Here is a 20,532-nt window from a genome sequence, read left to right on the forward strand (position 1 = left end):
GGAGGGTCGGGGCCCACCGCCGCGACGCGGTCGCTGGTGACGCCGACCACCCAGATCGCGGGGGCCGGGGTGCTGGGCAACGATCGGCGGCCCGACGAGTCGTGCGCGCGCGACGCCGCCCCGGCCGACGAGGGTCCCGCGACGCGGCAGGCCCGCAACGCGGCCGGCGTCACCCCGGACACGGTCACGGTCCCCGCCGAGGCGCGGCGCATCGTGGTGCTCTCCGGGGACCAGCTCGACGCGCTGTGCGCGCTGGGCCTGCAGTCGCGGGTCGTCGCCGCGGCGCTGCCCGACGGGGCGGCGGGCCAGCCGTCGTACCTGGGCAACGCGGTGCGCGGCGTGCCGGGCGCCGGCACCCGCACCAACCCCGACCTGGGGGCCGTCGCCGCGGCCCACCCCGACCTGATCCTGGGGTCGCAGGGCCTGACCCCGAAGCTGTATCCGCAGCTCGCCGCGATCGCCCCGACGGTGTTCACCGCCGCCCCGGGCGCGGCCTGGCAGGACAACCTGCGCGGCGTCGGGGCCGCCACCGCCCGCGGCGGCGCCGTCGACGCGTTGCTCGGCGGCTTCACGCAGCGCGCCACCCGGATCGGGGCCACGCACGACGCGTCGCACTTCCAGGCGTCGATCGTGCGGCTGACCACCGACACGATCCGGGTGTACGGGGCCGACAACTTCCCGGCCAGCGTGCTCGGCGCCGTCGGGGTGGAGCGCCCGGCCGGCCAGCGGTTCACCGACAAGCCCTACATCGAGATCGCCGCCACCGACGCCGACCTCGCGAAAAACCCCGATCTCTCGGCGGCCGACGCCGACGTCGTCTACGTGTCGTGCGCCGGCCCGGCCGCCGCGGAGCGCGCCGCCACCGTGCTGGACAGCAACCCCTGGCGCAAGCTGTCGGCCAACCGCGACAACCGCGTGTACGTGGTCAACGACGAGATATGGCAGACCGGCGAGGGCCTGATCGCGGCCCGCGGCATCGTCGACGACCTGCGGCTGGTCAACGCCCCGATCAACTGAGCGGCGCTGAAGATCACACCCGTCCGGTTAGCCGAAAACGTTTACCCTAGCTAAACTTTTTGGGGACTGGACTGCACAGAGGGATTCAAGGGATAAGCATGAGCACTGTTTTGGCGTACGCCGCGACGTCGGCGACGGCACCGCTGACCAAGACCACGATCACGCGCCGCGACCCCGGCCCGCGCGACGTGGCGATCGACATCAAGTTTGCCGGCATCTGCCACTCCGACATCCACACCGCCAAGGGCGAGTGGGGCCAACCCAACTACCCCGTGGTCGTCGGCCACGAGATCGCCGGCGTGGTGACCGAGGTGGGCTCCGAGGTCACCAAGTACAAGGTGGGCGACCACGTCGGGGTGGGCTGCATGGTCAACTCCTGCGGCGAGTGCAGCAGCTGCCTGGCCGGCCTCGAGCAGTACTGCAAACGCGACCCGGTGTTCACCTACAACTCGATCGACAAGGACGGCTCGGTCACCCAGGGCGGCTACAGCCAGGCGATCGTCGTCGACGAGAACTTCGTGTTGCGCATCCCCGACTCGCTGCCGCTGGACAAGGCGGCGCCGCTGCTGTGCGCGGGCATCACGCTCTACTCCCCGCTGAGGCACTGGAAGGCCGGCAAGACCACCCGGCTGGCGATCATCGGCCTGGGCGGCCTGGGGCACATGGGCGTCAAGCTGGGGGCCGCGATGGGCGCCGAGGTGTCGGTGCTGTCGCAGTCGCTGAAGAAGATGGAGGACGGGCTGCGCCTGGGCGCCAGCCACTACTACGCGACCTCCGACCGGCAGACCTTCCGCCAGTTGCGCGGCAGCTTCGACCTGATGCTCAACACCGTGTCGGCCAACCTGAAACTCGGCGACTACCTCAACCTGCTCGACGTGGACGGGACGCTGGTCGAGTTGGGCATCCCCGAGCACCCGATGGAGGTGCCGGCGTTCCCGCTGGCGCTGGCGCGCCGCAGCCTGTCCGGGTCGAACATCGGCGGCATCGCCGAGACCCAGGAGATGCTGGACTTCTGCGCCGACCACGGCGTGACCCCGGAAATCGAGGTCATCGAGCCCGACTACATCAACGAGGCCTACGAGCGCGTGCTCGCCAGCGACGTGCGCTACCGCTTCGTCATCGACATCTCGAAGCTGTAGCGGCTCAAGCCGATTCGGAACCCGCCGCTTCGCCGTTGGTGGGCAGCGTGGCACCCGCGAGCGGCCATCCCGCGGCGGCCAGCCTGGCGGCCACCCGTGCGACGTTCTCGGGGCCGGCGTCGCGCTGCGTCACCCCGGAGATGAAATCGGCGATCACGTCGCGGTCGATCTCCTTGCCCGGCGCGACCTCTTCGTCGACGGCGTCGACGACCTGCTTGATCTGGTCCTCGGTCAGCGGCGTGCTGCGCAGCAACTCCAGCAGCGGCAGCCGGTCGGGTCCGGGAACGCCGTCGGGGTAGCCGCACTGCAGCCACCGGATCACCGAACGGAAGAACGCGGCCGTGGAGGATGGGGTTATCGCCACGCCCTAAGTGTCACGGGTGCGGGGCGGCGGCGCCACCGGGACATCCCCCGATCGGCACAATTCACGCGCCGTTCATCGCCGCAGGGCTAGAAGTCCCAGTCCTCGTCCTCGGTGACGACGGCCTTGCCGATCACGTAGCTCGACCCCGAGCCGGAGAAGAAGTCGTGGTTCTCGTCGGCATTCGGCGACAGCGCGGACAGGATGGCCGGGTTGACGTCGGTCTCGTCGCGGGGGAACAGCGCCTCGTAGCCGAGGTTCATCAGCGCCTTGTTCGCGTTGTAGCGCAGGAACTTCTTGACGTCCTCGGTCAGCCCGACCTCGTCGTAGAGGTCCTGGGTGTATTCCACCTCGTTGTCGTAGAGCTCGAAGAGCAGCTCGTAGGTGTAGTCCTTCAGCTCGGCGCGCTTGACGTCGTCCACCAGCGCCAGGCCACGCTGGAACTTGTAGCCGATGTAGTAGCCGTGCACGGCCTCGTCGCGGATGATCAGCCGGATCATGTCGGCGGTGTTGGTCAGCTTGGCCCGGCTCGACCAGTACATCGGCAGGTAGAACCCGGAGTAGAACAGGAAGCTCTCCAGCAGCGTGGAGGCCACCTTGCGCTTCAGCGGCTCGTCGCCCTTGTAGTACTGCATGACGATCTCGGCCTTGCGCTGCAGGTTGGGGTTCTCCTCCGACCAGCGGAAGGCGTCGTCGATCTCGGCCGTGGAGCACAGCGTGGAAAAGATCGAGCTGTAGCTCTTGGCGTGCACCGACTCCATGAACGCGATGTTGGTGTAGACGGCCTCCTCGTGCGGGGTCAGCGCGTCCGGGATCAGGCTCACCGCCCCGACGGTGCCCTGAATGGTGTCCAGCAGCGTCAGCCCGGTGAACACCCGCATCGTCAGCTGCTTCTCGTGTGGGGTCAGCGTCCCCCAGGACGGCAGGTCGTTGGACACCGGCACCTTCTCGGGCAGCCAGAAATTGCCCGTCAGCCGGTCCCAGACCTCGGCGTCCTTGTCGTCTTGCAGACGGTTCCAGTTGATCGCCGAAACGCGGTCAATCAGCTTCATGTTTTCGGTCACCGAAACCCCACTTCACCGGAAGGTTTTGCCTAAGAACTTGAGACTTCAAACACTACCCCTGGGGTACGACAAGGCGGCGGAACACAAGAAGTTGTGTTTGCCGTGTCGCGCCTCGCCCGGCTCGCCGAACGTGCGGCGCGCCCTTCGCGCCCCCTTTTCAGCCGCCGCCAGCCCATGTACCATTTGGTACATGATTACCGAGGACAGTGTCGAGATCGACGCCCCGCCGCAGCTGGTATGGGAGGTGTTCAGCGACGTCGAGCGCTGGCCCGAGTGGACGGCGTCGGTGACGTCGCTGGCCGCCGTCGACGGGCCCGGGCTCGCGGTCGGCAAACGCTTCGCGATCAAGCAGCCCCGCATGTCGAAGCTGGTGTGGCAGGTCACCGAGGTCGAACCCGGCTCGTCGTGGACGTGGGTGCAGCGCGCGCCGGGCGCGTCGACCAGCGCCCGCCACGACGTCATCCCGCGGCCCGGCAGCCGCACCCTGGTGCGCCAGCGGCTCGACCAGCGCGGCGTGCTCGGCGGCCTCGTCGCACGGCTCATGGGGCCGATGACCAAGCGCTACCTCAAACTCGAGGCCGAAGGGCTCAAGGCCCGGTCTGAGCAACTCAGCCGGGCCGATGGCTCGCACCCCTGACACGCAACGGCGCAGGCAGCTCCTCGACGCGCTGGTCGACGAGTTCGCCGCGGGCGGGGTCGGCGACCGTTCGCTGCGCGACGTGGCCGCCGCCGTCGGCACCAGCCACCGAATGTTGCTGCACCACTTCGGGTCTCGCGAGGACCTGCTCGTCGCGATCGTCGAGGAGGTCGAGAGCCGCCAGATGGCGCTCCTGCCCGACCTGCCGACCACTCCGGCCGAGAGCTTCGCCGCCATGTGGTCCCACCTGCGCCAACCCGAACTGCGCCAGGCCGAGCGTCTGTTCTTCGAGTGCTACGCCCGCGCCGCCCAGGGCGAAAAGCCTTTCGCCCGAATGGTTCCCGGCGCCGTCGACGGCTGGCTGCGCGAGGTCAAGGACCTAGAAACCGATGCCGACGGTCCCGTCGACCCTGCGCTGGCGAGGCTCGGGCTGGCCGTGATCCGTGGCCTGCTACTGGATCTCGTAGCCACCGACGACGACGCCGGGGTCGACGCGGCCGCGCGCGCCTTCGCGGCGCTGCTCAGCCGCTGATTTTCGGATTGATTCCTACCGGTGCTTCAGCCGGTGGTGTGGACGATCAGGACGTCGGTCTTGACCTTGCGGGAGACCTCCGACGGGACCGATCCGAGCAGCCGCCCGGCGACGCTGCTGAGCCCGACGTTGCCGACGACCAGCAGGTCGGCACGGACCTCCTCGGCGAGCTGCACCAGCACGTTGATGGGGGCGCCGGCGATCGACCTCTCCTCCACGTTGTGGGCCCCCGCCTGGTGCGCCCGTTCCCTGGCGTTCTGCAGGATCGCGTAGTAGGGGGCCTCGCCTACCGTCCGATAGTCCTGGCCGTGGTCGCTGCCCGGCGGGATGGCGTAGCGGCCGCGTTCCTGGGGGACGGGGAGATGCGCCGTCACGACTATCAGTTTCGCGCCGTGATCCGCGGCGATCTCGGCCGCGCGGTCCACCGCGCGCAGCGACGAGTCCGAGCCATCGGTGCCGACCACGACGGTCTGATAGACGCTCATTTCCCTGACACTGTAACGCCCGGCGGCGGCCAAATCCCCACCCGAATGGGCTCAGCTTTGCGCGGCGGTCGCGCGCCGCCCGGCGCGTGAGCCCTCGCCGACCCCGAAGAACTGGTACTCCTCGGGCTTGACCGAACGGGTCGCGCGCCAGTACTCCCAGGTGTAGCCGCCCCACAGCACGGTGTTGCGGCCGTGCTCGTCGAGGTACCAGCTGCTGCAGCCGCCGCTGTTCCACACCGACGGCCCCAGCCTGCGCTGCAGCTCGTCGTTGAAACGGTCCTGCGCCTCGCGGGTCGGGGCCAGCGCCTGCGCGCCCATCTTGTCGCAGGTCTTGATCGCGTCGGCGACGTAGTGGATCTGGGATTCGATCATGAACACCACGGAGTTGTGCCCCAGCCCGGTGTTGGGCCCCAGCAGGAAGAACAGGTTGGGCACGTCGGCGACGGTGATCCCGCGGTGCGCGCCGATGCCCTCGCGGTTCCAGCGGTCGACCAGATCCTCGCCGTGGCGGCCCTTGATCTGGACGTAGGTGTAGGAGTCGGTGACGTGGAAGCCGGTGGCGTAGACGATCACGTCCACCTTGCGCTCCCGCCCGTCGGCGGTGACGATCCCGTCGGGCGTGATCCGGGTGATGCCCTCGGTGACCAGTTGGGTCTTCGGGTCCGCGACGGCGCCGTAGTAGGTGGAGGAGTTGAGGATTCGCTTGCAGCCGATGCGGTAGTGCGGGGTCAGCTTGCGGCGCAGCTCGCGGTCCTTGACCGAGCGCCGAATGTTGTATTTGGCGTAGGCCTCGATGATTTTCAGCGCGCCCGGACGCTTGGTCATGCCGAAAGCCAGCGCCTCCTGGCCCCAGTAGATGGCCAGGCGCAGCGCCTGGCGCAGCCCGGGGACGTTCTCCATCGCCCGAAGCAGCGCGGCGGGGAATTCGGGGTTGGAGCGCGGCACCACCCACGGCGGGGTGCGCTGGTAGAGCTGAAGTTCGGCGACCTGCCCGACGATCTCCGGAACGATCTGGATCGCGCTGGCGCCGGTCCCGATCACCGCCACCCGCTTGCCGGTGAGGTCCACGCTGTGGTCCCACTCCGCGGAATGGAAAGCGGCGCCACGAAATTCGTCACGTCCCTCGAAATCGGGGATGGACGGGATGTGCAGCGCGCCGGCCCCCGAGATCAGGAACTGGCCGACGTATTCGCGCCCGTCGGTGGTGAACACGTGCCAGCGGTGCTCGTCGTCGTCCCAGTGGCCGCGGTCGACCAGCGAGTTGAACTCGATGAAGCGGCGCAGCCCGTACTTCTCGGTGACCCCCTTGAGGTAGTCCCAGATCTCGGGCTGGTAGGAGAACGGGTTCTTCCAGTCCGGCTTGGGCTCGAACGAGAACGAGTAGAGGTGCGACGGGATGTCGCACGCGCAGCCGGGGTAGCTGTTGTCGCGCCAGGTGCCGCCGATGTCGTCGGCCTTCTCCAGGATGACGAAGTCCACGCTTTGCTTCTGCAGCTCGATGGCCATGCCCAGCCCGGAGAACCCGGTCCCGATGATGATGGCGCGGGTGTGCACCGGTGGGGGCGCCTCGGGCCCCGGCACGGGGTCGGCTTTGGTTTGTGTCATCGCATCGGTCACGCTGGATCGGTCTTCCTATTAGTTATGCAAATACCCAGTACCCAGGGTATCGGATATGTCAACGCGGGGCTCAGCTGGCGGCGGGGTTGCTGGGCACCACGCTGTGGATGGGCTGGTCGGGGTCCATCGTGATGCCGAGCGCCTCGGCGGTGCCGACGATGACGCCCATCATGATGGTGGTCAGGTGGGCGACGAATCGGTCGCGCGGCATGCGCCGGGGGCTGTCGGCGTCGGGCCCGAGCCACCATTCGGTGGCCGAGGCGGCCGAGCCGAACGCGGTGTGCCCGGCAAGCTCGATCGCCGCGTGGTCGAGCTCCATCTCGCGCAGCTCGTTGTCGAACATGTCGGCCACGGCCAGGGTGATGCCGCGGCCCTCCTCGAGGATCTTCGGGCTGGCCGGGGAGCGGCCCTCGATGAAAACCCGCAGCACGTTCGGGTGCTCGTCGACGAGGTTGACGTACTCCTCGACGGCGCGCCGGACCACCTCGCGCGACGAGTCGGTCTTGAGGTCGATGGATGGGAAGATCGCCGCCCACAACATGTCGCGCAGGCGCTCCCCGATCGCCTGGAACAGGTCGGATTTGTCGTGGAAGTGCCGGTAGATCTTCGGCTTGGCGGTGCCGGCCTCCTCGGCGATCTCGCGTACGCTCAGCTCGGGCCCGAGCCGGTCGATGGCGCGGAACGCCGCATCGACGATCTCGCCGCGCACCTTCTTGCGGTGTTCGCGCCAGCGTTCGCTGCGAGCGTCGACCTTGACCCCGGGCTTCGCGCTGGGGTGGGGCCGAGCGGTCCGCGGCATTCTCACCACATCAAGCACCATACCGCGCAGGCGCCGCTGACCAGGGCAGACCGAAGCCCCGGAACCCCGCCCAGTGTGCATTTCGCGACGCGACACGCCGCGAACCCGTCGCAGGGTTCACACTCGCACCCGCTGCGCAGCGGTCACAGCATGCAGGAGACGCAGCCCTCGACCTCGGTGCCCTCCAGCGCCATCTGGCGTAGCCGGATGTAGTACAGCGTCTTGATGCCCTTGCGCCAGGCGTAGATCTGTGCCTTGTTCACGTCGCGGGTGGTGGCGGTGTCCTTGAAGAACAGCGTCAGCGAAAGCCCTTGGTCCACATGCTGAGTGGCCGCGGCGTAGGTGTCGATGATCTTCTCGTAGCCGATCTCGTAGGCGTCCTGGTAGTACTCCAGGTTGTCGTTGGTCATGTACGGCGCCGGGTAGTAGACCCGGCCGATCTTGCCTTCCTTGCGGATCTCGACCTTCGACACGATCGGGTGAATCGAGCTCGTGGAGTGGTTGATGTAGGAGATCGATCCGGTCGGCGGCACCGCCTGCAGGTTCTGGTTGTAGATGCCGTGCGCCTGCACCGACTCCTTGAGCCGGCGCCAGTCGTCCTGGGTCGGGATGCGGATCCCCGCGTCGGCGAACAGCTGACGCACCTTGTCGGTCGCCGGCTCCCACACCTGGTCGATGTACTTGTCGAAGAACTCCCCCGACGCGTACTTGGAACGTTCGAAACCCTTGAAGTGGGTGCCGCGTTCGATCGCGATGCGGTTGGAGGCGCGCAGCGCGTGGTAGAGCACCGTGTAGAAGTAGATGTTGGTGAAATCCACGCCCTCTTCGGACCCGTAGAAGATGCGCTCGCGGGCCAGGTAGCCGTGCAGGTTCATCTGCCCGAGGCCGATCGCGTGGGAGTCGTTGTTGCCCTGCTCGATTGACGGCACCGACGTGATGTGGGTCTGGTCGCTGACGGCGGTCAGCGCGCGGATGGCCACCTCGATGGTTTGGGCGAAGTCCGGCGAGTCCATCGTCTTGGCGATGTTCAGCGAACCCAGGTTGCACGAAATGTCCTTGCCCACTTTGGCATACGAGAGGTCGTCGTTGAACAGCGACGGCGTGGACACCTGCAGGATTTCCGAGCACAGGTTCGAGTGCGTGATCTTGCCCTCGATGGGGTTGGCCCGGTTCACCGTGTCCTCGAACATGATGTAGGGGTAGCCGGACTCGAACTGCAGCTCGGCCAGCGTCTGGAAGAATTCCCGGGCCTTTATCTTGGTCTTGCGGATGCGCGCGTCGTCGACCATCTCGTAGTACTTCTCGGTCACCGAGATGTCGGCGAACGGCACGCCGTAGACCCGCTCCACGTCGTAGGGCGAGAACAGGTACATATCCTCGTTCTTCTTGGCCAGCTCGAAGGTGATGTCGGGGATCACCACGCCCAAACTCAGCGTCTTGATCCGGATCTTCTCGTCGGCGTTCTCCCGCTTGGTGTCCAGGAAGCGGTAGATGTCGGGGTGATGGGCGTGCAGGTACACCGCGCCGGCGCCCTGCCGCGCGCCCAGCTGGTTGGCGTAGGAGAACGAGTCCTCCAGCAGCTTCATGATCGGGATGACGCCCGAGGACTGGTTCTCGATGTTCTTGATCGGCGCGCCGTGCTCGCGAATGTTGCTCAGCAGCAACGCGACTCCCCCGCCGCGCTTGGACAGCTGCAGCGCGGAGTTGATCGAGCGCCCGATCGACTCCATGTTGTCCTCGATGCGAAGGAGGAAGCAGCTCACCGGCTCGCCGCGCTGCTTCTTGCCCGAGTTCAAAAACGTCGGGGTGGCCGGCTGGAAGCGGCCCTCGATGATCTCGTCGACCAGCTTCTCGGCCAGCCCGGTGTCTCCGGCGGCCAGCGCCAGCGCGACCATCACGACACGGTCCTCGAAGCGCTCCAGGTAACGCTTCCCGTCGAAGGTTTTCAGCGTGTAGGAGGTGTAGTACTTGAACGCGCCGAGAAACGTGGGGAAGCGGAACTTCTTGGCGTAGGCCCGATCCAGCAGCTCCTTGACGAAGTTGCGCGAGTACTGGTCCAAAACCTCACGCTCGTAATAGTTCTCGCGGATCAGGTAGTCGAGCTTCTCGTCCTGGTTGTGGAAGAAGACGGTGTTCTGGTTGACGTGCTGCAAAAAGTACTGGCGCGCCGCGAGAACGTCCTTGTCGAACTGAATCTTGCCGTCGGCGTCGTACAGATTCAGCATCGCGTTCAGCGCGTGGTAGTCCGTTTCGTCGGGCAACACATGAGCGCCGGCGGTTACAGGCTCTGCAGCGACGGTTGGGGGCACGTCTGTTCCTTCCAGAAATCGGCGAGACCGGCACGGACGGCGTCCACGTCGTCCGGTGTTCCCATCAGTTCGAAGCGGTAGAGGTAGGGCACGCCGCACTTGCGCGAGATGACGTTGCCCGCGTAGGCGAATTCAGCCCCGAAGTTGTTGTTGCCCGCGGCGATGACGCCGCGGATCAACGATCGGTTGCGCTCGTTGTTCAAGAACGCGATGACCTGCTTGGGGACATAGCCCCCGGCGTTGACGTCCGGGGTGGCGTGGCCGCCGCCGTACGTCGGCACGATCAGCACGTACGGCTGATCGACCTCGATGCGCCCGTGCAGCGGTATCCGCGTGGCGGGAACACCCAGCTTCTGCACGAAGCGGTGGGTGTTCTCCGACACGGAAGAGAAATAGACCAGGTTGCGCCCCCGAACCTCCATGGCGCCGCAACCTCCCTCCGACTTCTTACTTCGCCCGCCGCGTTACGCGCTCAGCACGGCCCCGGCGAGCGCCTTGATGCGGTCGGGCCGGAAACCCGACCAGTGCTCGTTTCCTGCCACCACCACCGGGGCCTGCAGGTACCCCAACGCCATCACGTAGTCGCGCGCCTCGGAGTCGAGCGTGATGTCGACCTTCTCGTACGCCAGGCCCTGCTTGTCCAGCGCCTTGTAGGTGGCGTTGCACTGCACGCATGCCGGCTTGGTGTACACGGTGATGCTCATGGATACCGCTCCTTTGCGGAAGGTGGGACCTCTACGGACTGGCAACTAATTGGGTACTGCAACAAACTCGGTCATCGCTCTTGTTCAGCGGCCCGTCAGGCTCCCAGATTCCCGTCGTGCGGCCGTCCGGCTCGAAGCCGCGGGCTTCGGGGCCGTCAAGCCGATTCGGGGAGGTCCCCAAGCCCGGCCGGCTTGGGGATCTTGGGATCTGCCGGTGCTCGAAACACTACACCTAGTGGCCGACAAGTTGTCGAGATACAAGATGTTCTGAATAACAATTTTGAAATTCGCTGGTCGCGCGGCATCCGCCGGGCGCGCCACCGGCGTGTCGCAGATCACATATCGGCCGACGGGATGCATGCCCACCGGTATATCAGCGGCCACCGACAACCAGCCCGCGGCGGTGGCGCCCCGCGGCGCCGGCCACCGGCTCGACCCTCGCCGCCAGCAAAGCGAGAACCCGGTGGGCTCCCGCCAAACGGCACCCCGATTCAGCCGACCTCGGCGGCGAGCTTGCCCACCACGTCGCGGACGGTCGCCGAGAGCTCGGCGTGCTCCGCGGGCGGCCTGCCCTCCAGGGTCTTGAACGGCACGGACAGCTTGATCGCCTCGAGCACGCGGGCCCCGGCGATCCCGAACGACTTGCGCGTCTCGTCATGCGCCCACACCCCGCCGTACCGGCCGAACGACCCGCCGATGACCACCAGGGGCTTGCCCTTCAGCGCGCCGTCGCCGAAGGGCCGCGACAGCCAGTCGATCGCGTTCTTGACGACCGCGGGAAGGCTGCCGTTGTACTCCGGGGTGACCACCAGGGCGGCGTCGGAGCCGGCCGCCGCGGTGCGCAGCGCGACCACGGGGGCCGGCGTCGTGGAGCCGGGGCTGACCGCACCGTCGATCTCTTCGTTGTAGAAGGGCACCTCCCCCAGGCCTTCGAACACCGTGACTGTGACGCCGTCGGGGGCCACCGCCGCGGCCAGTTCGGCGATCTGCCGGTTGATCGACGCCGCGCGCAGGCTGCCCACTAACGCCAAGACCTTGATGTCGGAGTTCTCTGGCACTGTCAACGTTCCCTTCGGTCGCTGGTCTACATCTTCGCACGATCTAACCGGACTACGGTCCGATTAATTCCGTCGGCGCTAAAGTGCAGGAGTGAGCGTCGAACGGCTGGACGAGTTGCCCGTCTATGCACCACGGGAGCTCCCCCCAGAGCGTGGTGACGCGGCGCGCAACCGCGCGCTATTGCTGGATGCCGCCCGCGCCCTGGTCGCCGAGCGCGGCGCGGACGCAGTCACGATGGACGACGTCGCCGCCGCCGCCGGCGTCGGCAAGGGCACGCTCTTCCGCCGGTTCGGCAGCCGGGCGGGGCTGATGATGGTGCTCCTCGACGAGGACGAGCGCGCCAGCCAGCAGGCCTTCCTGTTCGGCCCGCCACCGCTCGGGCCCGACGCGCCCCCGCTCGACCGCCTGATCGCGTTCGGCCGCGAGCGGATCCGGTTCGTGCACGCCCACCGCGCCCTGCTGTCGGCGGCCAACGCCGATCCGCAGAACCGCTACAGCCCGGCCGCCATGGTCCAGCGCACCCACGTCCGCGTGCTGCTGAACCAGGCGCAAACCACCGGCAACCTCGACGCCCAGACCGACGCCCTGCTGGCGCTGCTCGACGTCGACTACGTCGAACACCAACTCAGCTACGGCGGCCACACCCTGAAGACGCTCGGCGACGCGTGGGAGAGCGTGGCGCGCAAGCTGTGCGGGCGATGACGACCTGGGTCCTGCACGTCGACCTCGACCAATTCCTGGCGTCCGTCGAGCTGCGCCGCCACCCCGAACTGGCCGGGCTGCCGGTGATCGTCGGCGGCAGCGGCGACCCGACCGAACCGCGCAAGGTCGTCACGTGCGCCTCCTATGAGGCGCGGGAATTCGGTGTGCGCGCGGGCATGCCGCTGCGCACCGCGGCGCGCCGCTGCCCCCCCAACTCGGGGGTGACCTTCCTACCGTCGGACCCGGCGGCCTACGACGCGGCCTCCGACGAGGTGATGGCGCTGTTGCGCGACCTGGGCTACCCGGTGGAGGTGTGGGGCTGGGACGAGGCCTACGTCGGCGTCACCGCGGACGATCCGGTCGAGGTGGCCGAACGGATCCGGGCGGTCGTCTCCTCGGAAACCGGGTTGTCGTGCTCGGTCGGCATCAGCGACAACAAGCAGCGGGCCAAAGTGGCCACCGGCTTCGCGAAACCGGACGGCGTGTTTGTGCTCACCGACGCGAACTGGATGGCCGTGATGGGCGACCGGCCGGTCGACGCGCTGTGGGGCGTGGGTCCCAAGACGGCGAAAAAGCTTGCCTCGCTTGGGATAACGACGGTGCGGGAACTTGCGCACAGCGACGCGGAGTCGCTGACGTCGGAGTTCGGCCCGCGCACCGGCCTGTGGCTGCTGCTGCTGGCCAAGGGCGGCGGCGACAGCGACGTCAGCGCCGAGCCCTGGGTCCCCCGCTCGCGCAGCCACGTCGTCACTTTCCCGCGCGACCTCACCGATCGCGCCGAAATGGACGCCGCGGTAACGCAATTGGCGCGCCAGGCGCTGGACGACGTGCTGGCGGGCGGGCGGATCGTCACCCGCGTCGCGGTCACCGTGCGGACCGCGACGTTCTACACCCGCACCAAGATCCGCAAGCTGCCCGCGCCCACCACCGACGCCGGCGCCATCACCGACGCGGCGCTGCGCCTGCTGGACCTCTTCGACCTCGACCGGCCGGTGCGGTTACTCGGGGTGCGACTCGAGCTGGCGATGCCGCAATAGCGGCGGGCTAGGTCTGATCGCCCGCCTCCTCCTCACGCCGCTTCGCGGCCTGCATCGTCACCGGGCTAGGTCCGATCGCCCGATTCCTCCTCACGCCGCTTCGCGGCCTGCATCGTCACCGGGCTAGATCTGATTACCCGCCTCCTCCTCACGCCGCTTCGCGGCCTGCATCGTCGGCGGGCTAGGTCCGATCGCCCGATTCCTCCTCACGCCGCTTCGCGGCCTGCATCGTCACCGGGCTAGGTCCGATCGCCCGATTCCTCCTCACGCCGCTTCGCGGCCTGCATCGTCACCGGGCTGGGCCGCAGCGCCCGCGTGAAGATGCGGTTCACCTGACGCATCGCCACGCTGTAGGGCCACCAGGCCAGCCGCTTGAACGCGTACAGCGCCCGGATGTCCGAAGACGTGTAGATGAGGTAGCGGTTCTTGGCGACGCCGGCCAGGATCTTCTCGGCCGCCCGCTCCGGCGACACGGCGTGACCGCTGAACCGGTCCACCCAGCGGGCCACGTGGGGGTCCTCGCGGTCGACGCCGGCGATCTCGACCGTGTTCACCAGCGGCGTCCTGACCGCGCCCGGCACCACCACCGACACCCCGATGCGGTGGGAGGCCAGGTCGAAGCGCAGTACCTCCGAAAGGCCCCGCAGCCCGTACTTGCTCGCGCTGTAGGCGGCGTGCCACGGCAGCGCGACCAGCCCGGCCGCCGAGGACACGTTGACCACATGCCCGCCGCGCCCGGCCGCCACCATCGGCGGGACGAACGTCTCGATGACGTGGATCGGGCCCATCAGGTTGATCGCGATCATCTTGCGCCACTGCTCGTGGGTCAGCCGGTCCACGGTGCCCCAGGCCGATACGCCGGCGATGTTGAGCACGACGTCCATGCTCGGGTGTTCGGCGTGGATCGCGTCGGCGAACGCCGCCACCTGGTCGTAGTCGGCGACGTCCAGGCTGCGGTGCGCGGGCACCCTCGCGCCCAGAGCGCGGGCGTCGGCCACGGTCAGTTCCAGACCTTCCGCGTTGCGGTCGGTCAGATACAGCTCGGCACCCTGCGCGGCCAACCGCAGGGCGGTCGCGCGGCCGATGCCGCTGGCCGCGCCGGTGACGAGGCACCGCTTGCCCGCGTAGTAGCGTCCGGATCCCTTTGGCGCCATGGCCGTGACCCTACCGCGTTACTTCGGGGCCCCACCCCACAGCGAATGCAGCCAGAGCTGCTCGAGCACGCGCACCCGGCGCTCGGCATCGTCCTCGCCGTCTCCGTCGTGCCCGCCAACCATGATCGGGTCGCCCGTCAAGACCATCGCGGTGGTGCCCGCCAATGTGCGCACCAGGGTGGGGATGTCGTCGCTGATCGGGTTGGCGGTGCCGGCCCTCATCTCGGCGTCGACGACGTCGGCGATCTCGCGCAGCACCACCTCGAACTGCTGCTCGAGGATGTCGCGGATCTCGGCGTCGGTGTAGCGGGCGGCGTTGCAGGCCGCCACGACCGGGTCGTTGTGCGCGTAGACGGCGGCTGCGCTGCGAACCATCCGCTTGGCGAACTGCTCGGGCGACTCTCCCGGCTGGCGCGGGGCGAAATACTGGGTGAGCTCCTCGAGCTCTTGGGTGGCCTCCGCGACGATCTGGGCGAGCACCGCGTACTTGGAGTCGAAGTAGAAGTAGAACCCCGATCGGGCGACCCCCGCCCGCTGGCTGATGGTGCTGACCGACAGCTCAGCGAACGGCTTTTCCTCGAGGAGGTCGCGGACGGCCTGCATGATCGCCTGCCGGTGCTTGTCGCCGCGCCGGCGGCCGCCCGGTTCCCCGGGCTCCGGGGTGGCGGCGTGGGTGCTCACGCCCTTGACCTTGCACCACACCACGGGAAAAGCAAACTTGACAGCCGTCAACTTTTTCCAAAGGATAGAGCCAGTGACCGTTGTCACCATCCCGGGCTTGCACGAGAGCGCAAAGGAGCGTCAATGGCCGCGACGATCAGCACCCCGCACTACCTGCTCGACCAGGCGCGGCGCCGATTGACCCCGTCGTTCAACAACTTTCCCGGCATGGGCCTGGTGGAACGCAGGCTGCTGGACACCCAGTTCCCCGAGCACAAGCTCGCCGACCCGCCGCCGGGCAGCGACCTCAAGCCGGTCCTCGGCGACGCGGGCCTGCCGATCCTCGGGCACATCATCGAGATGTTGCGCGGCGGGCCCGATTACCTGTTGCACCTGTACCGGACCAAGGGTCCGGTGGTGTTTGGTGACTCGCCGGTGCTGCCGGGCGTCGCGGCGCTGGGCCCCGACGCCGCGCAGGTCATCTACTCCAACCGCAACAAGGACTACTCGCAGCAGGGCTGGGTCCCGGTGATCGGGCCGTTCTTCCACCGCGGGTTGATGCTGCTCGACTTCGAGGAGCACATGTTCCACCGGCGGATCATGCAGGAGGCGTTCGTGCGCCCCCGGCTGGTCTCCTACGTCGAGCAGATGGACGGCGTCGTGACGAAGACCGTCGCCAACGACTGGGTCGTCAACGACGCGCGCTTCCTGCTCTATCCGGCGATGAGGGAGCTCACGCTCGACATCGCCTCGATGGTGTTCATGGGCCACGAGCCGGGCACCGACCGCGAGCTGGTGACCAAGGTGAACAAGGCGTTCATCGTCACCACCCGCGCCGGCAACGCGATCATCCGCACCAGCGTCCCGCCGTTCACCTGGTGGCGCGGCCTCAAGGCGCGCGAACTGCTGGAGAACTACTTCCGCGAGCGGGTCAAGGAGCAGCGCGGCAAGGACGGCAACGACCTGCTGTCGGTGCTGTGCCGCACCGAGGACGAGGACGGCAACAGCTTCTCCGACGAGGACATCGTCAACCACATGATCTTTTTGATGATGGCCGCGCACGACACGTCGACGTCGACCGCGACGACGATGATCTACCAGCTGGCCGCCCACCCGGAGTGGCAGGAGCGGTGCCGCGACGAGTCCGACCGCCTCGGCGACGGCCCGCTCGACATCGAGTCCCTGGAGAAGCTGGAGTCGCTGGACCTGGTGATGAACGAGTCGATCCGGCTGGTCACCCCGGTGCAGTGGGCGATGCGCCAGACGGTGCGCGACACGGATCTGCTGGGCTACTACATCCCGAAGGGCACCAACGTCATCGCCTATCCCGGCATGAACCACCGGCTGCCCGAACTGTGGACGGACCCGCTGAAATTCGACCCGGATCGGTTCACCGAGCCGCGCAACGAGCACAAGCGGCACCGCTACGCGTTCACCCCGTTCGGCGGCGGCGCGCACAAGTGCATCGGAATGGTATTCGGGCAGTTGGAGATCAAGACGATCCTGCACCGCCTGCTGCGCAAGTATCAGCTCGAGCTGCCCCGCCCCGGCTACCAGGCCGAGTGGGACTACGGGGGCATGCCGGTGCCCAAGGACGGCATGCCGATCGTGTTGCGCCCGCTGTAGTTTCCGCCTTCCCCCGCGCGGGCGGGTGCAACTATGCCAGCAGCCGGTTGGCGCACGCGACCACCGCGCGCAGCGCCGACTGCGTCGGGTCCTCCGACCAGCCCATCGCCCACTCCGCCCGAATCCCGTTGCTGCCACGGATGAAAGTGGCGGTGATCCCGTCCGAGCGCATCTGGTGGAATCGCAGTGTCTCCACCGTGATCCCGCGCTCGTGCAGCATCGCGGTGAGGGCGGCGATCGGGCCGCCGGCGGCGGCGGTCGAGGTGCTGATGTGATCGCCGACGGCGATCATGGCGCGAAAGTTGCGGGCCTGGGGACCGAGCCGCCCGGCGGGCCGGTCGGTGTCGGTGCAGGCCCATTGCCCCAGTCGCACCGGGCCGGCGGCCTGGCCGTAGGCCGCGACGAAGCTCTCCCAGGGCATCGCGCCGGCCTCCTCGCGCAGCCCACGCGGCAACGCGGCGCCGAAGTGGTGCAGAAACCAGGTGGCGGCGGTGGCATTCGAAAGGGGTTTCGAAACAAGCTGCGAAACAAGCATGGTGTCGGTCTTCTCTGGTCAGCAGGTGACCGACGGCAGTAGCTTCCGACCCACAGCGGGGGGTCGGTCTCGGATCAGACCCCGCTGCGGGTGCTGGCTACTACGGCCTTCTTGAAGGCACGCTGAAGAAGACGCACGAGCGAGACGATAGACGCCCCGCACCGGCAAATGCAAATCCTTTCCCGCGAGCGGGAAAAGCCTTGCCGGACAAGGGCTTCCGAGAGGCGGCGGCGGCCAATGCCCGTCGCGGCCTCGTGAGCCCCGCGGTGATAGCGATAACATCTGGGGCGGGCAGTGCTTTCAACGGCTGACTGGCGAGACCGACTAGCGAGACCGACGAGCGAGCGAAAGGCGATCGATGACCGCGAAGAGTGCCAGCAAGACGATCTTGTCCGTCCTGTCCGTTCGGACGCTGGGCGCGGCCCTGGCCGCGGTATTCGCGGTGCTGGCCGCCGCCTGCGCCCCGACCAACAGCAGCCCCGGCCCGGTGCCGTCCAACCCGCCGCCGTCCAAGGGCGCCCCCGCGCCGGGCGTCGCGGTTCCCGCGCCGGCGCAAAGCAACCTCTGAGCGGGACTCAGTCGTCCGGCGACGGGTCGATTCGGAGGTAGGCCTGGATCGTCGTCCCGGCTGACGTGGTGTGCGTGCGCACCAAATCGGATATGGCGTTGACCAGATACAGCCCGCGGCTGGCGGCGCCGGCCGGGCCCGGGTCCAGGCGACCGACCAACGGGTCGTCGAGCCGCCCGGTGTCGCGGGCCTCGCACACCAGATGCTCGTCCTGCCGCCAGAAGGCCAGCCGGCACGCCCCGTCGGTGTACATCAAACTGTTGGTTGCCAGCTCCGTTGCGACCAGTTGCAGGTCGTCGATGGCGTCCTCGGACATGCCGGCCCAGCCGCCGTAGTCGACGGCGAACGACCGGGCGGGACGCAGATCCGCGGACTCTTTGACCAGGTACGTGGCGGCCCCCGGGTTGGCCTCGAGCGGCTGGTTGCAGCGGTCCAGGACGGCGTCGGGCGCGTATTCGGCGCTGGGGTGCAGCCCGCCGCCCGCCCACAGCACGGGGTGGGTGGCGCGGGCATCGGCCAATATCTGGTCGTTCAGTCGGGTCTCGTCGTACAGGCACAACTTCGTCGCCGGGTAGCCGTCCAGGGCGGCGTTGGCCAAGGCCTCGTGCTCCACGCAGGAGACGAGTTCGTCGCCGCGGCGCCCCGGCCAGGCGAGCTGGCTCACGATCCGCACCCGACGGTCCGGGTGCTCGTCGACGAACGAGCCCTCCGTCGCCGTGAACCGGCTCGGGTTGCGGCCGACCTCGGCGACGTCGGCCATCCGCAGCTCGGGTGGAAGCCCACCGCCGGAGTCGCCGAACGCGTCGCACAGCTCGGCCAGCTCGTCGCCGCGCATGGCCACCAGCACCGCCTCGTCCCCCGCCAGACCGTCGGCGACGAAGCGCCTTACCAAATCCAGGCATTCGTGCCGCGAGCGGTAAAACAGCACGGAATGTACGAAACCCGACTGATCGGTTGCCGGAAACGGCGCGCCCCCCGACATTCCAGCGCTCTCGCTTTCGATCGCAATGCCGCCCCCCTGCTGGACCGGCTCCCCTCCCCATACCCCAGACGGGCGTTGGCTATGCGCGCCACGGGCGGCCGGTTCCTACAGCCACCAGGACGCCGCGGCGTCCAGGTGACGGCGGACCCGATAGCGGGCCAGGCTGTCGTCTCCCGCCTCGATCGCCAGCAGGATCCGATGGTGAGCGTGTTCGACGGCGGCCACGTCGGCCCGGGTCGGGAGCGACTGGCCGGTGGTGGACCACTGTCGGCGAAACAGCTCGAAGATGATCCGGAGGAACAGGTCCAGCAGCGCGTTGCCGGCCAGCCGCGCCAGCCCGAGATGGAACCGCTCCTCGTCGGCCACGTCGTGGACGAGCGCCGCGGCGTCGAATCCGGCGAATTCCTTGCGCCGCTTGACGACTCTGGCCACGTTGTCGATCTCGATCGCGTCCCGGACACAGCGCAGGTCCCCGCGGGTCGGCTTGCGGTACTGCAGATACAGCGCGATGGTGTCGATGCTCGCCTCGGCCCGGGGCCGGGCGACGATCAGCCCGCCGCCGGGGCCGCGCCGCATGTGCGCGACCGAGTGGTATTCGAGCAGCCGCACCGCTTCCCGAAACGCCGCGCGGCTCACCCGGTAGCGCTCCAGCAGGGCCGGCTCGGTCCCGAAGACCGAGCCGGGCGCCCAGCCGCCGGCGACGATTTCTTCGCCGATGGCCGCCGCCACCGTCTCGGCCAGCTTGCCGGGGGGCTCGTCGCCCTCGAGGCGCGGCGCCGGGCGGGACCGAGCCGCGCGGCCGCGCCGCGAAGCCTGGCCGCCGCCGGGATGGTGTTCCCGCAGCCAGGCGGTCACCGCCTCGATGTGTCGTTCGCTGAGCGTCTTGGCCCGCGCCGCGTCCCCGGCGGTGACGGCCGCGACGATGCGGGAGTGGTCGTGATGCATGTGGTCGACGGCCTCGATGGCCTCGGTCGCCGAGTCCGGCCGCGACTGCCGGGCGTATCGGGTGGTGAGCCTCATCAGGATGTCGATGAACAGTTGCAGCAGCGGGCTTTTCGATTGCTCAGCCAGCGCGATGTGGAACTCGTCGCGCGGCGCCGGCGCGCCCGGCGTCCAGTGTTCCTCGGCCCGCAACACCGCGCGCAGCCGGTCGATGCCGGCCTCGTCGATGCGTTCGGCCGCGAGGGATGCCGCCAGCGGCTCGAGCACCAGGCGCGCGTTGAGCAGGTCGACGAGCGTGGTGCCCAGGTGCTCGAGGTAGATGACGACGGCGCGGGTCGCCGGGCCGGCGTCGGGCTCGCAGATCAGCAGCCCGCCGCCCGGGCCGCGGCGCATCCGAGCGACCTGGTGGTGTTCGACGAGGCGGACGGCCTCCCGAAGCACCGATCGGCTCACGCCGTGGCGCCGTTGTAAGGCCTGCTCGGAACCCAGCGATTCGCCGATCCTCCAGCCGCGGCGAGCGATATCCGCCTCGATGTGGCGGGCAACCTTCGAAGCCAGCTTGTTCACGGGGCCGTTGTCCGGCTCGCGGCTCAGAGGCTCAAT

Annotated in this window: 22 protein-coding genes; 8 read left to right on the forward strand and 14 right to left on the reverse strand. The window is 68.3% G+C overall.

The features are described 5' to 3' along the window. Positions 1 to 1,017: iron-siderophore ABC transporter substrate-binding protein (locus tag BST11_RS04845; RefSeq protein ID WP_142276192.1), on the forward strand; the 1,017-nt coding region annotated here is incomplete at its 5' end. A 98-nt stretch (positions 1,018 to 1,115) separates the two neighbouring features. After that, entirely contained in the window at positions 1,116 to 2,156 is a 1,041-nt protein-coding gene (locus BST11_RS04850; RefSeq protein ID WP_083136860.1) for an NAD(P)-dependent alcohol dehydrogenase, read from the forward strand. A gap of 4 nt (positions 2,157 to 2,160) precedes the next feature. Here BST11_RS04850 and BST11_RS04855 read toward each other — a convergent pair whose 3' ends face one another. Both BST11_RS04855 and nrdF read right to left on the reverse strand, forming a co-directional pair. Beyond that, complete coding sequence (locus BST11_RS04855) at positions 2,161 to 2,478, reverse strand: DUF3349 domain-containing protein (protein WP_068207319.1); 318 nt, start codon at positions 2,476 to 2,478, stop codon at positions 2,161 to 2,163. A 128-nt stretch (positions 2,479 to 2,606) separates the two neighbouring features. After that, positions 2,607 to 3,581 (reverse strand): class 1b ribonucleoside-diphosphate reductase subunit beta, encoded by a 975-nt coding sequence (gene nrdF / locus BST11_RS04860; RefSeq protein ID WP_211284641.1) that lies wholly within the window; start codon positions 3,579 to 3,581, stop codon positions 2,607 to 2,609. A gap of 190 nt (positions 3,582 to 3,771) precedes the next feature. On the opposite strand from nrdF, the gene BST11_RS04865 reads away from it, so the two are divergent. Both BST11_RS04865 and BST11_RS04870 read left to right on the forward strand, forming a co-directional pair. Beyond that, positions 3,772 to 4,218, forward strand: coding sequence for an SRPBCC family protein (locus tag BST11_RS04865; RefSeq protein ID WP_083136861.1), 447 nt, complete (start codon positions 3,772 to 3,774; stop codon positions 4,216 to 4,218). After that, the gene (locus BST11_RS04870; RefSeq protein ID WP_083136862.1) at positions 4,202 to 4,750 is read left to right on the forward strand and encodes a TetR/AcrR family transcriptional regulator; all 549 of its coding nucleotides are present in this window, start codon (positions 4,202 to 4,204) and stop codon (positions 4,748 to 4,750) included. Before BST11_RS04865 ends, BST11_RS04870 begins: the two co-directional genes overlap by 17 nt. 26 nt (positions 4,751 to 4,776) lie before the next feature. Here BST11_RS04870 and BST11_RS04875 read toward each other — a convergent pair whose 3' ends face one another. The 7 genes from BST11_RS04875 to BST11_RS04910 all read right to left on the reverse strand — a co-directional run bounded on the left by BST11_RS04875 (position 4,777) and on the right by BST11_RS04910 (position 11,722). Continuing rightward, positions 4,777 to 5,235, reverse strand: coding sequence for a universal stress protein (locus BST11_RS04875; protein WP_083136863.1), 459 nt, complete (start codon positions 5,233 to 5,235; stop codon positions 4,777 to 4,779). 51 nt (positions 5,236 to 5,286) lie between these two features. Beyond that, positions 5,287 to 6,840 carry a flavin-containing monooxygenase gene (locus BST11_RS04880; protein ID WP_142276193.1) on the reverse strand — a complete coding sequence of 518 codons (1,554 nt, stop codon included), beginning with the start codon at positions 6,838 to 6,840 and terminating at the stop codon, positions 5,287 to 5,289. Positions 6,841 to 6,922: 82 nt separating this feature from the next. Further along, a complete protein-coding gene (locus BST11_RS04885; protein ID WP_083136865.1) occupies positions 6,923 to 7,651 on the reverse strand; it encodes a TetR/AcrR family transcriptional regulator in 729 nt (242 codons plus the stop codon). A gap of 143 nt (positions 7,652 to 7,794) precedes the next feature. Beyond that, positions 7,795 to 9,960 carry a class 1b ribonucleoside-diphosphate reductase subunit alpha gene (gene nrdE / locus BST11_RS04890; protein ID WP_083136866.1) on the reverse strand — a complete coding sequence of 722 codons (2,166 nt, stop codon included), beginning with the start codon at positions 9,958 to 9,960 and terminating at the stop codon, positions 7,795 to 7,797. After that, entirely contained in the window at positions 9,930 to 10,382 is a 453-nt protein-coding gene (nrdI, locus tag BST11_RS04895) for a class Ib ribonucleoside-diphosphate reductase assembly flavoprotein NrdI (RefSeq protein ID WP_083136867.1), read from the reverse strand. Before nrdI ends, nrdE begins: the two co-directional genes overlap by 31 nt. Before the next feature lie 42 nt (positions 10,383 to 10,424). Beyond that, positions 10,425 to 10,664, reverse strand: coding sequence for a redoxin NrdH (locus tag BST11_RS04900; RefSeq protein WP_083136868.1), 240 nt, complete (start codon positions 10,662 to 10,664; stop codon positions 10,425 to 10,427). A gap of 491 nt (positions 10,665 to 11,155) precedes the next feature. After that, positions 11,156 to 11,722 (reverse strand): NAD(P)H-dependent oxidoreductase, encoded by a 567-nt coding sequence (locus BST11_RS04910; protein WP_211284645.1) that lies wholly within the window; start codon positions 11,720 to 11,722, stop codon positions 11,156 to 11,158. A gap of 91 nt (positions 11,723 to 11,813) precedes the next feature. On the opposite strand from BST11_RS04910, the gene BST11_RS04915 reads away from it, so the two are divergent. Further along, entirely contained in the window at positions 11,814 to 12,425 is a 612-nt protein-coding gene (locus BST11_RS04915) for a TetR/AcrR family transcriptional regulator (protein ID WP_083136869.1), read from the forward strand. Next, on the forward strand, positions 12,422 to 13,462 hold the full coding sequence (locus BST11_RS04920; protein ID WP_083137012.1) for a DNA polymerase IV: 1,041 nt from the start codon (positions 12,422 to 12,424) through the stop codon (positions 13,460 to 13,462). Before BST11_RS04915 ends, BST11_RS04920 begins: the two co-directional genes overlap by 4 nt. Before the next feature lie 239 nt (positions 13,463 to 13,701). On the opposite strand, the gene BST11_RS04925 is transcribed toward BST11_RS04920, so the two are convergent. Together BST11_RS04925 and BST11_RS04930 are read right to left on the reverse strand one after the other, a co-directional pair. Further along, positions 13,702 to 14,616: an SDR family oxidoreductase gene (locus BST11_RS04925; RefSeq protein ID WP_083136870.1), complete on the reverse strand. Its 915-nt coding sequence runs from the start codon at positions 14,614 to 14,616 to the stop codon at positions 13,702 to 13,704. Between the two features lie 18 nt (positions 14,617 to 14,634). Further along, positions 14,635 to 15,297: a TetR/AcrR family transcriptional regulator gene (locus BST11_RS04930; RefSeq protein WP_083137014.1), complete on the reverse strand. Its 663-nt coding sequence runs from the start codon at positions 15,295 to 15,297 to the stop codon at positions 14,635 to 14,637. A 123-nt stretch (positions 15,298 to 15,420) separates the two neighbouring features. Here BST11_RS04930 and BST11_RS04935 point away from each other — a divergent pair, with 123 nt between their 5' ends. Then, on the forward strand, positions 15,421 to 16,902 hold the full coding sequence (locus tag BST11_RS04935) for a cytochrome P450 (RefSeq protein ID WP_083136871.1): 1,482 nt from the start codon (positions 15,421 to 15,423) through the stop codon (positions 16,900 to 16,902). Positions 16,903 to 16,933: 31 nt separating this feature from the next. Here the strand turns inward: BST11_RS04935 and BST11_RS04940 are convergent, their stop codons facing one another. Further along, the gene (locus BST11_RS04940; protein WP_083136872.1) at positions 16,934 to 17,437 is read right to left on the reverse strand and encodes a 2-isopropylmalate synthase; all 504 of its coding nucleotides are present in this window, start codon (positions 17,435 to 17,437) and stop codon (positions 16,934 to 16,936) included. A 358-nt stretch (positions 17,438 to 17,795) separates the two neighbouring features. Between BST11_RS04940 and BST11_RS04945 the strand changes: the two genes are divergently transcribed. After that, positions 17,796 to 18,005 (forward strand): hypothetical protein, encoded by a 210-nt coding sequence (locus BST11_RS04945; protein WP_083136873.1) that lies wholly within the window; start codon positions 17,796 to 17,798, stop codon positions 18,003 to 18,005. Positions 18,006 to 18,012: 7 nt separating this feature from the next. Here the strand turns inward: BST11_RS04945 and BST11_RS04950 are convergent, their stop codons facing one another. Together BST11_RS04950 and BST11_RS04955 are read right to left on the reverse strand one after the other, a co-directional pair. Then, the gene (locus tag BST11_RS04950; RefSeq protein WP_083136874.1) at positions 18,013 to 18,987 is read right to left on the reverse strand and encodes a sensor histidine kinase; all 975 of its coding nucleotides are present in this window, start codon (positions 18,985 to 18,987) and stop codon (positions 18,013 to 18,015) included. Between the two features lie 105 nt (positions 18,988 to 19,092). Then, on the reverse strand, positions 19,093 to 20,523 hold the full coding sequence (locus BST11_RS04955; protein WP_083136875.1) for a FadR/GntR family transcriptional regulator: 1,431 nt from the start codon (positions 20,521 to 20,523) through the stop codon (positions 19,093 to 19,095). Positions 20,524 to 20,532 lie beyond the last annotated feature (9 nt).

This window comes from Mycobacterium alsense, assembly GCF_002086635.1.
In the GTDB taxonomy this organism is placed as follows: Bacteria; Actinomycetota; Actinomycetes; order Mycobacteriales; family Mycobacteriaceae; genus Mycobacterium; species Mycobacterium alsense.

Bases quoted from the DNA above. Each gene is read 5' to 3' on its own strand.
- BST11_RS04850 (WP_083136860.1), top strand. From the start codon at position 1,116: ATGAGCACTGTTTTGGCGTACGCCGCGACGTCGGCGACGGCACCGCTG.
- BST11_RS04865 (WP_083136861.1), top strand. From the start codon at position 3,772: ATGATTACCGAGGACAGTGTCGAGATCGACGCCCCGCCGCAGCTGGTA.
- BST11_RS04870 (WP_083136862.1), top strand. From the start codon at position 4,202: ATGGCTCGCACCCCTGACACGCAACGGCGCAGGCAGCTCCTCGACGCG.
- BST11_RS04875 (WP_083136863.1), bottom strand. From the start codon at position 5,235: ATGAGCGTCTATCAGACCGTCGTGGTCGGCACCGATGGCTCGGACTCG.
- BST11_RS04880 (WP_142276193.1), bottom strand. From the start codon at position 6,840: ATGACACAAACCAAAGCCGACCCCGTGCCGGGGCCCGAGGCGCCCCCA.
- BST11_RS04885 (WP_083136865.1), bottom strand. From the start codon at position 7,651: ATGCCGCGGACCGCTCGGCCCCACCCCAGCGCGAAGCCCGGGGTCAAG.
- nrdI (WP_083136867.1), bottom strand. From the start codon at position 10,382: ATGGAGGTTCGGGGGCGCAACCTGGTCTATTTCTCTTCCGTGTCGGAG.
- BST11_RS04900 (WP_083136868.1), bottom strand. From the start codon at position 10,664: ATGAGCATCACCGTGTACACCAAGCCGGCATGCGTGCAGTGCAACGCC.
- BST11_RS04920 (WP_083137012.1), top strand. From the start codon at position 12,422: ATGACGACCTGGGTCCTGCACGTCGACCTCGACCAATTCCTGGCGTCC.
- BST11_RS04925 (WP_083136870.1), bottom strand. From the start codon at position 14,616: ATGGCGCCAAAGGGATCCGGACGCTACTACGCGGGCAAGCGGTGCCTC.
- BST11_RS04935 (WP_083136871.1), top strand. From the start codon at position 15,421: ATGGCCGCGACGATCAGCACCCCGCACTACCTGCTCGACCAGGCGCGG.
- BST11_RS04940 (WP_083136872.1), bottom strand. From the start codon at position 17,437: ATGCTTGTTTCGCAGCTTGTTTCGAAACCCCTTTCGAATGCCACCGCC.
- BST11_RS04945 (WP_083136873.1), top strand. From the start codon at position 17,796: ATGACCGCGAAGAGTGCCAGCAAGACGATCTTGTCCGTCCTGTCCGTT.
- BST11_RS04950 (WP_083136874.1), bottom strand. From the start codon at position 18,987: ATGTCGGGGGGCGCGCCGTTTCCGGCAACCGATCAGTCGGGTTTCGTA.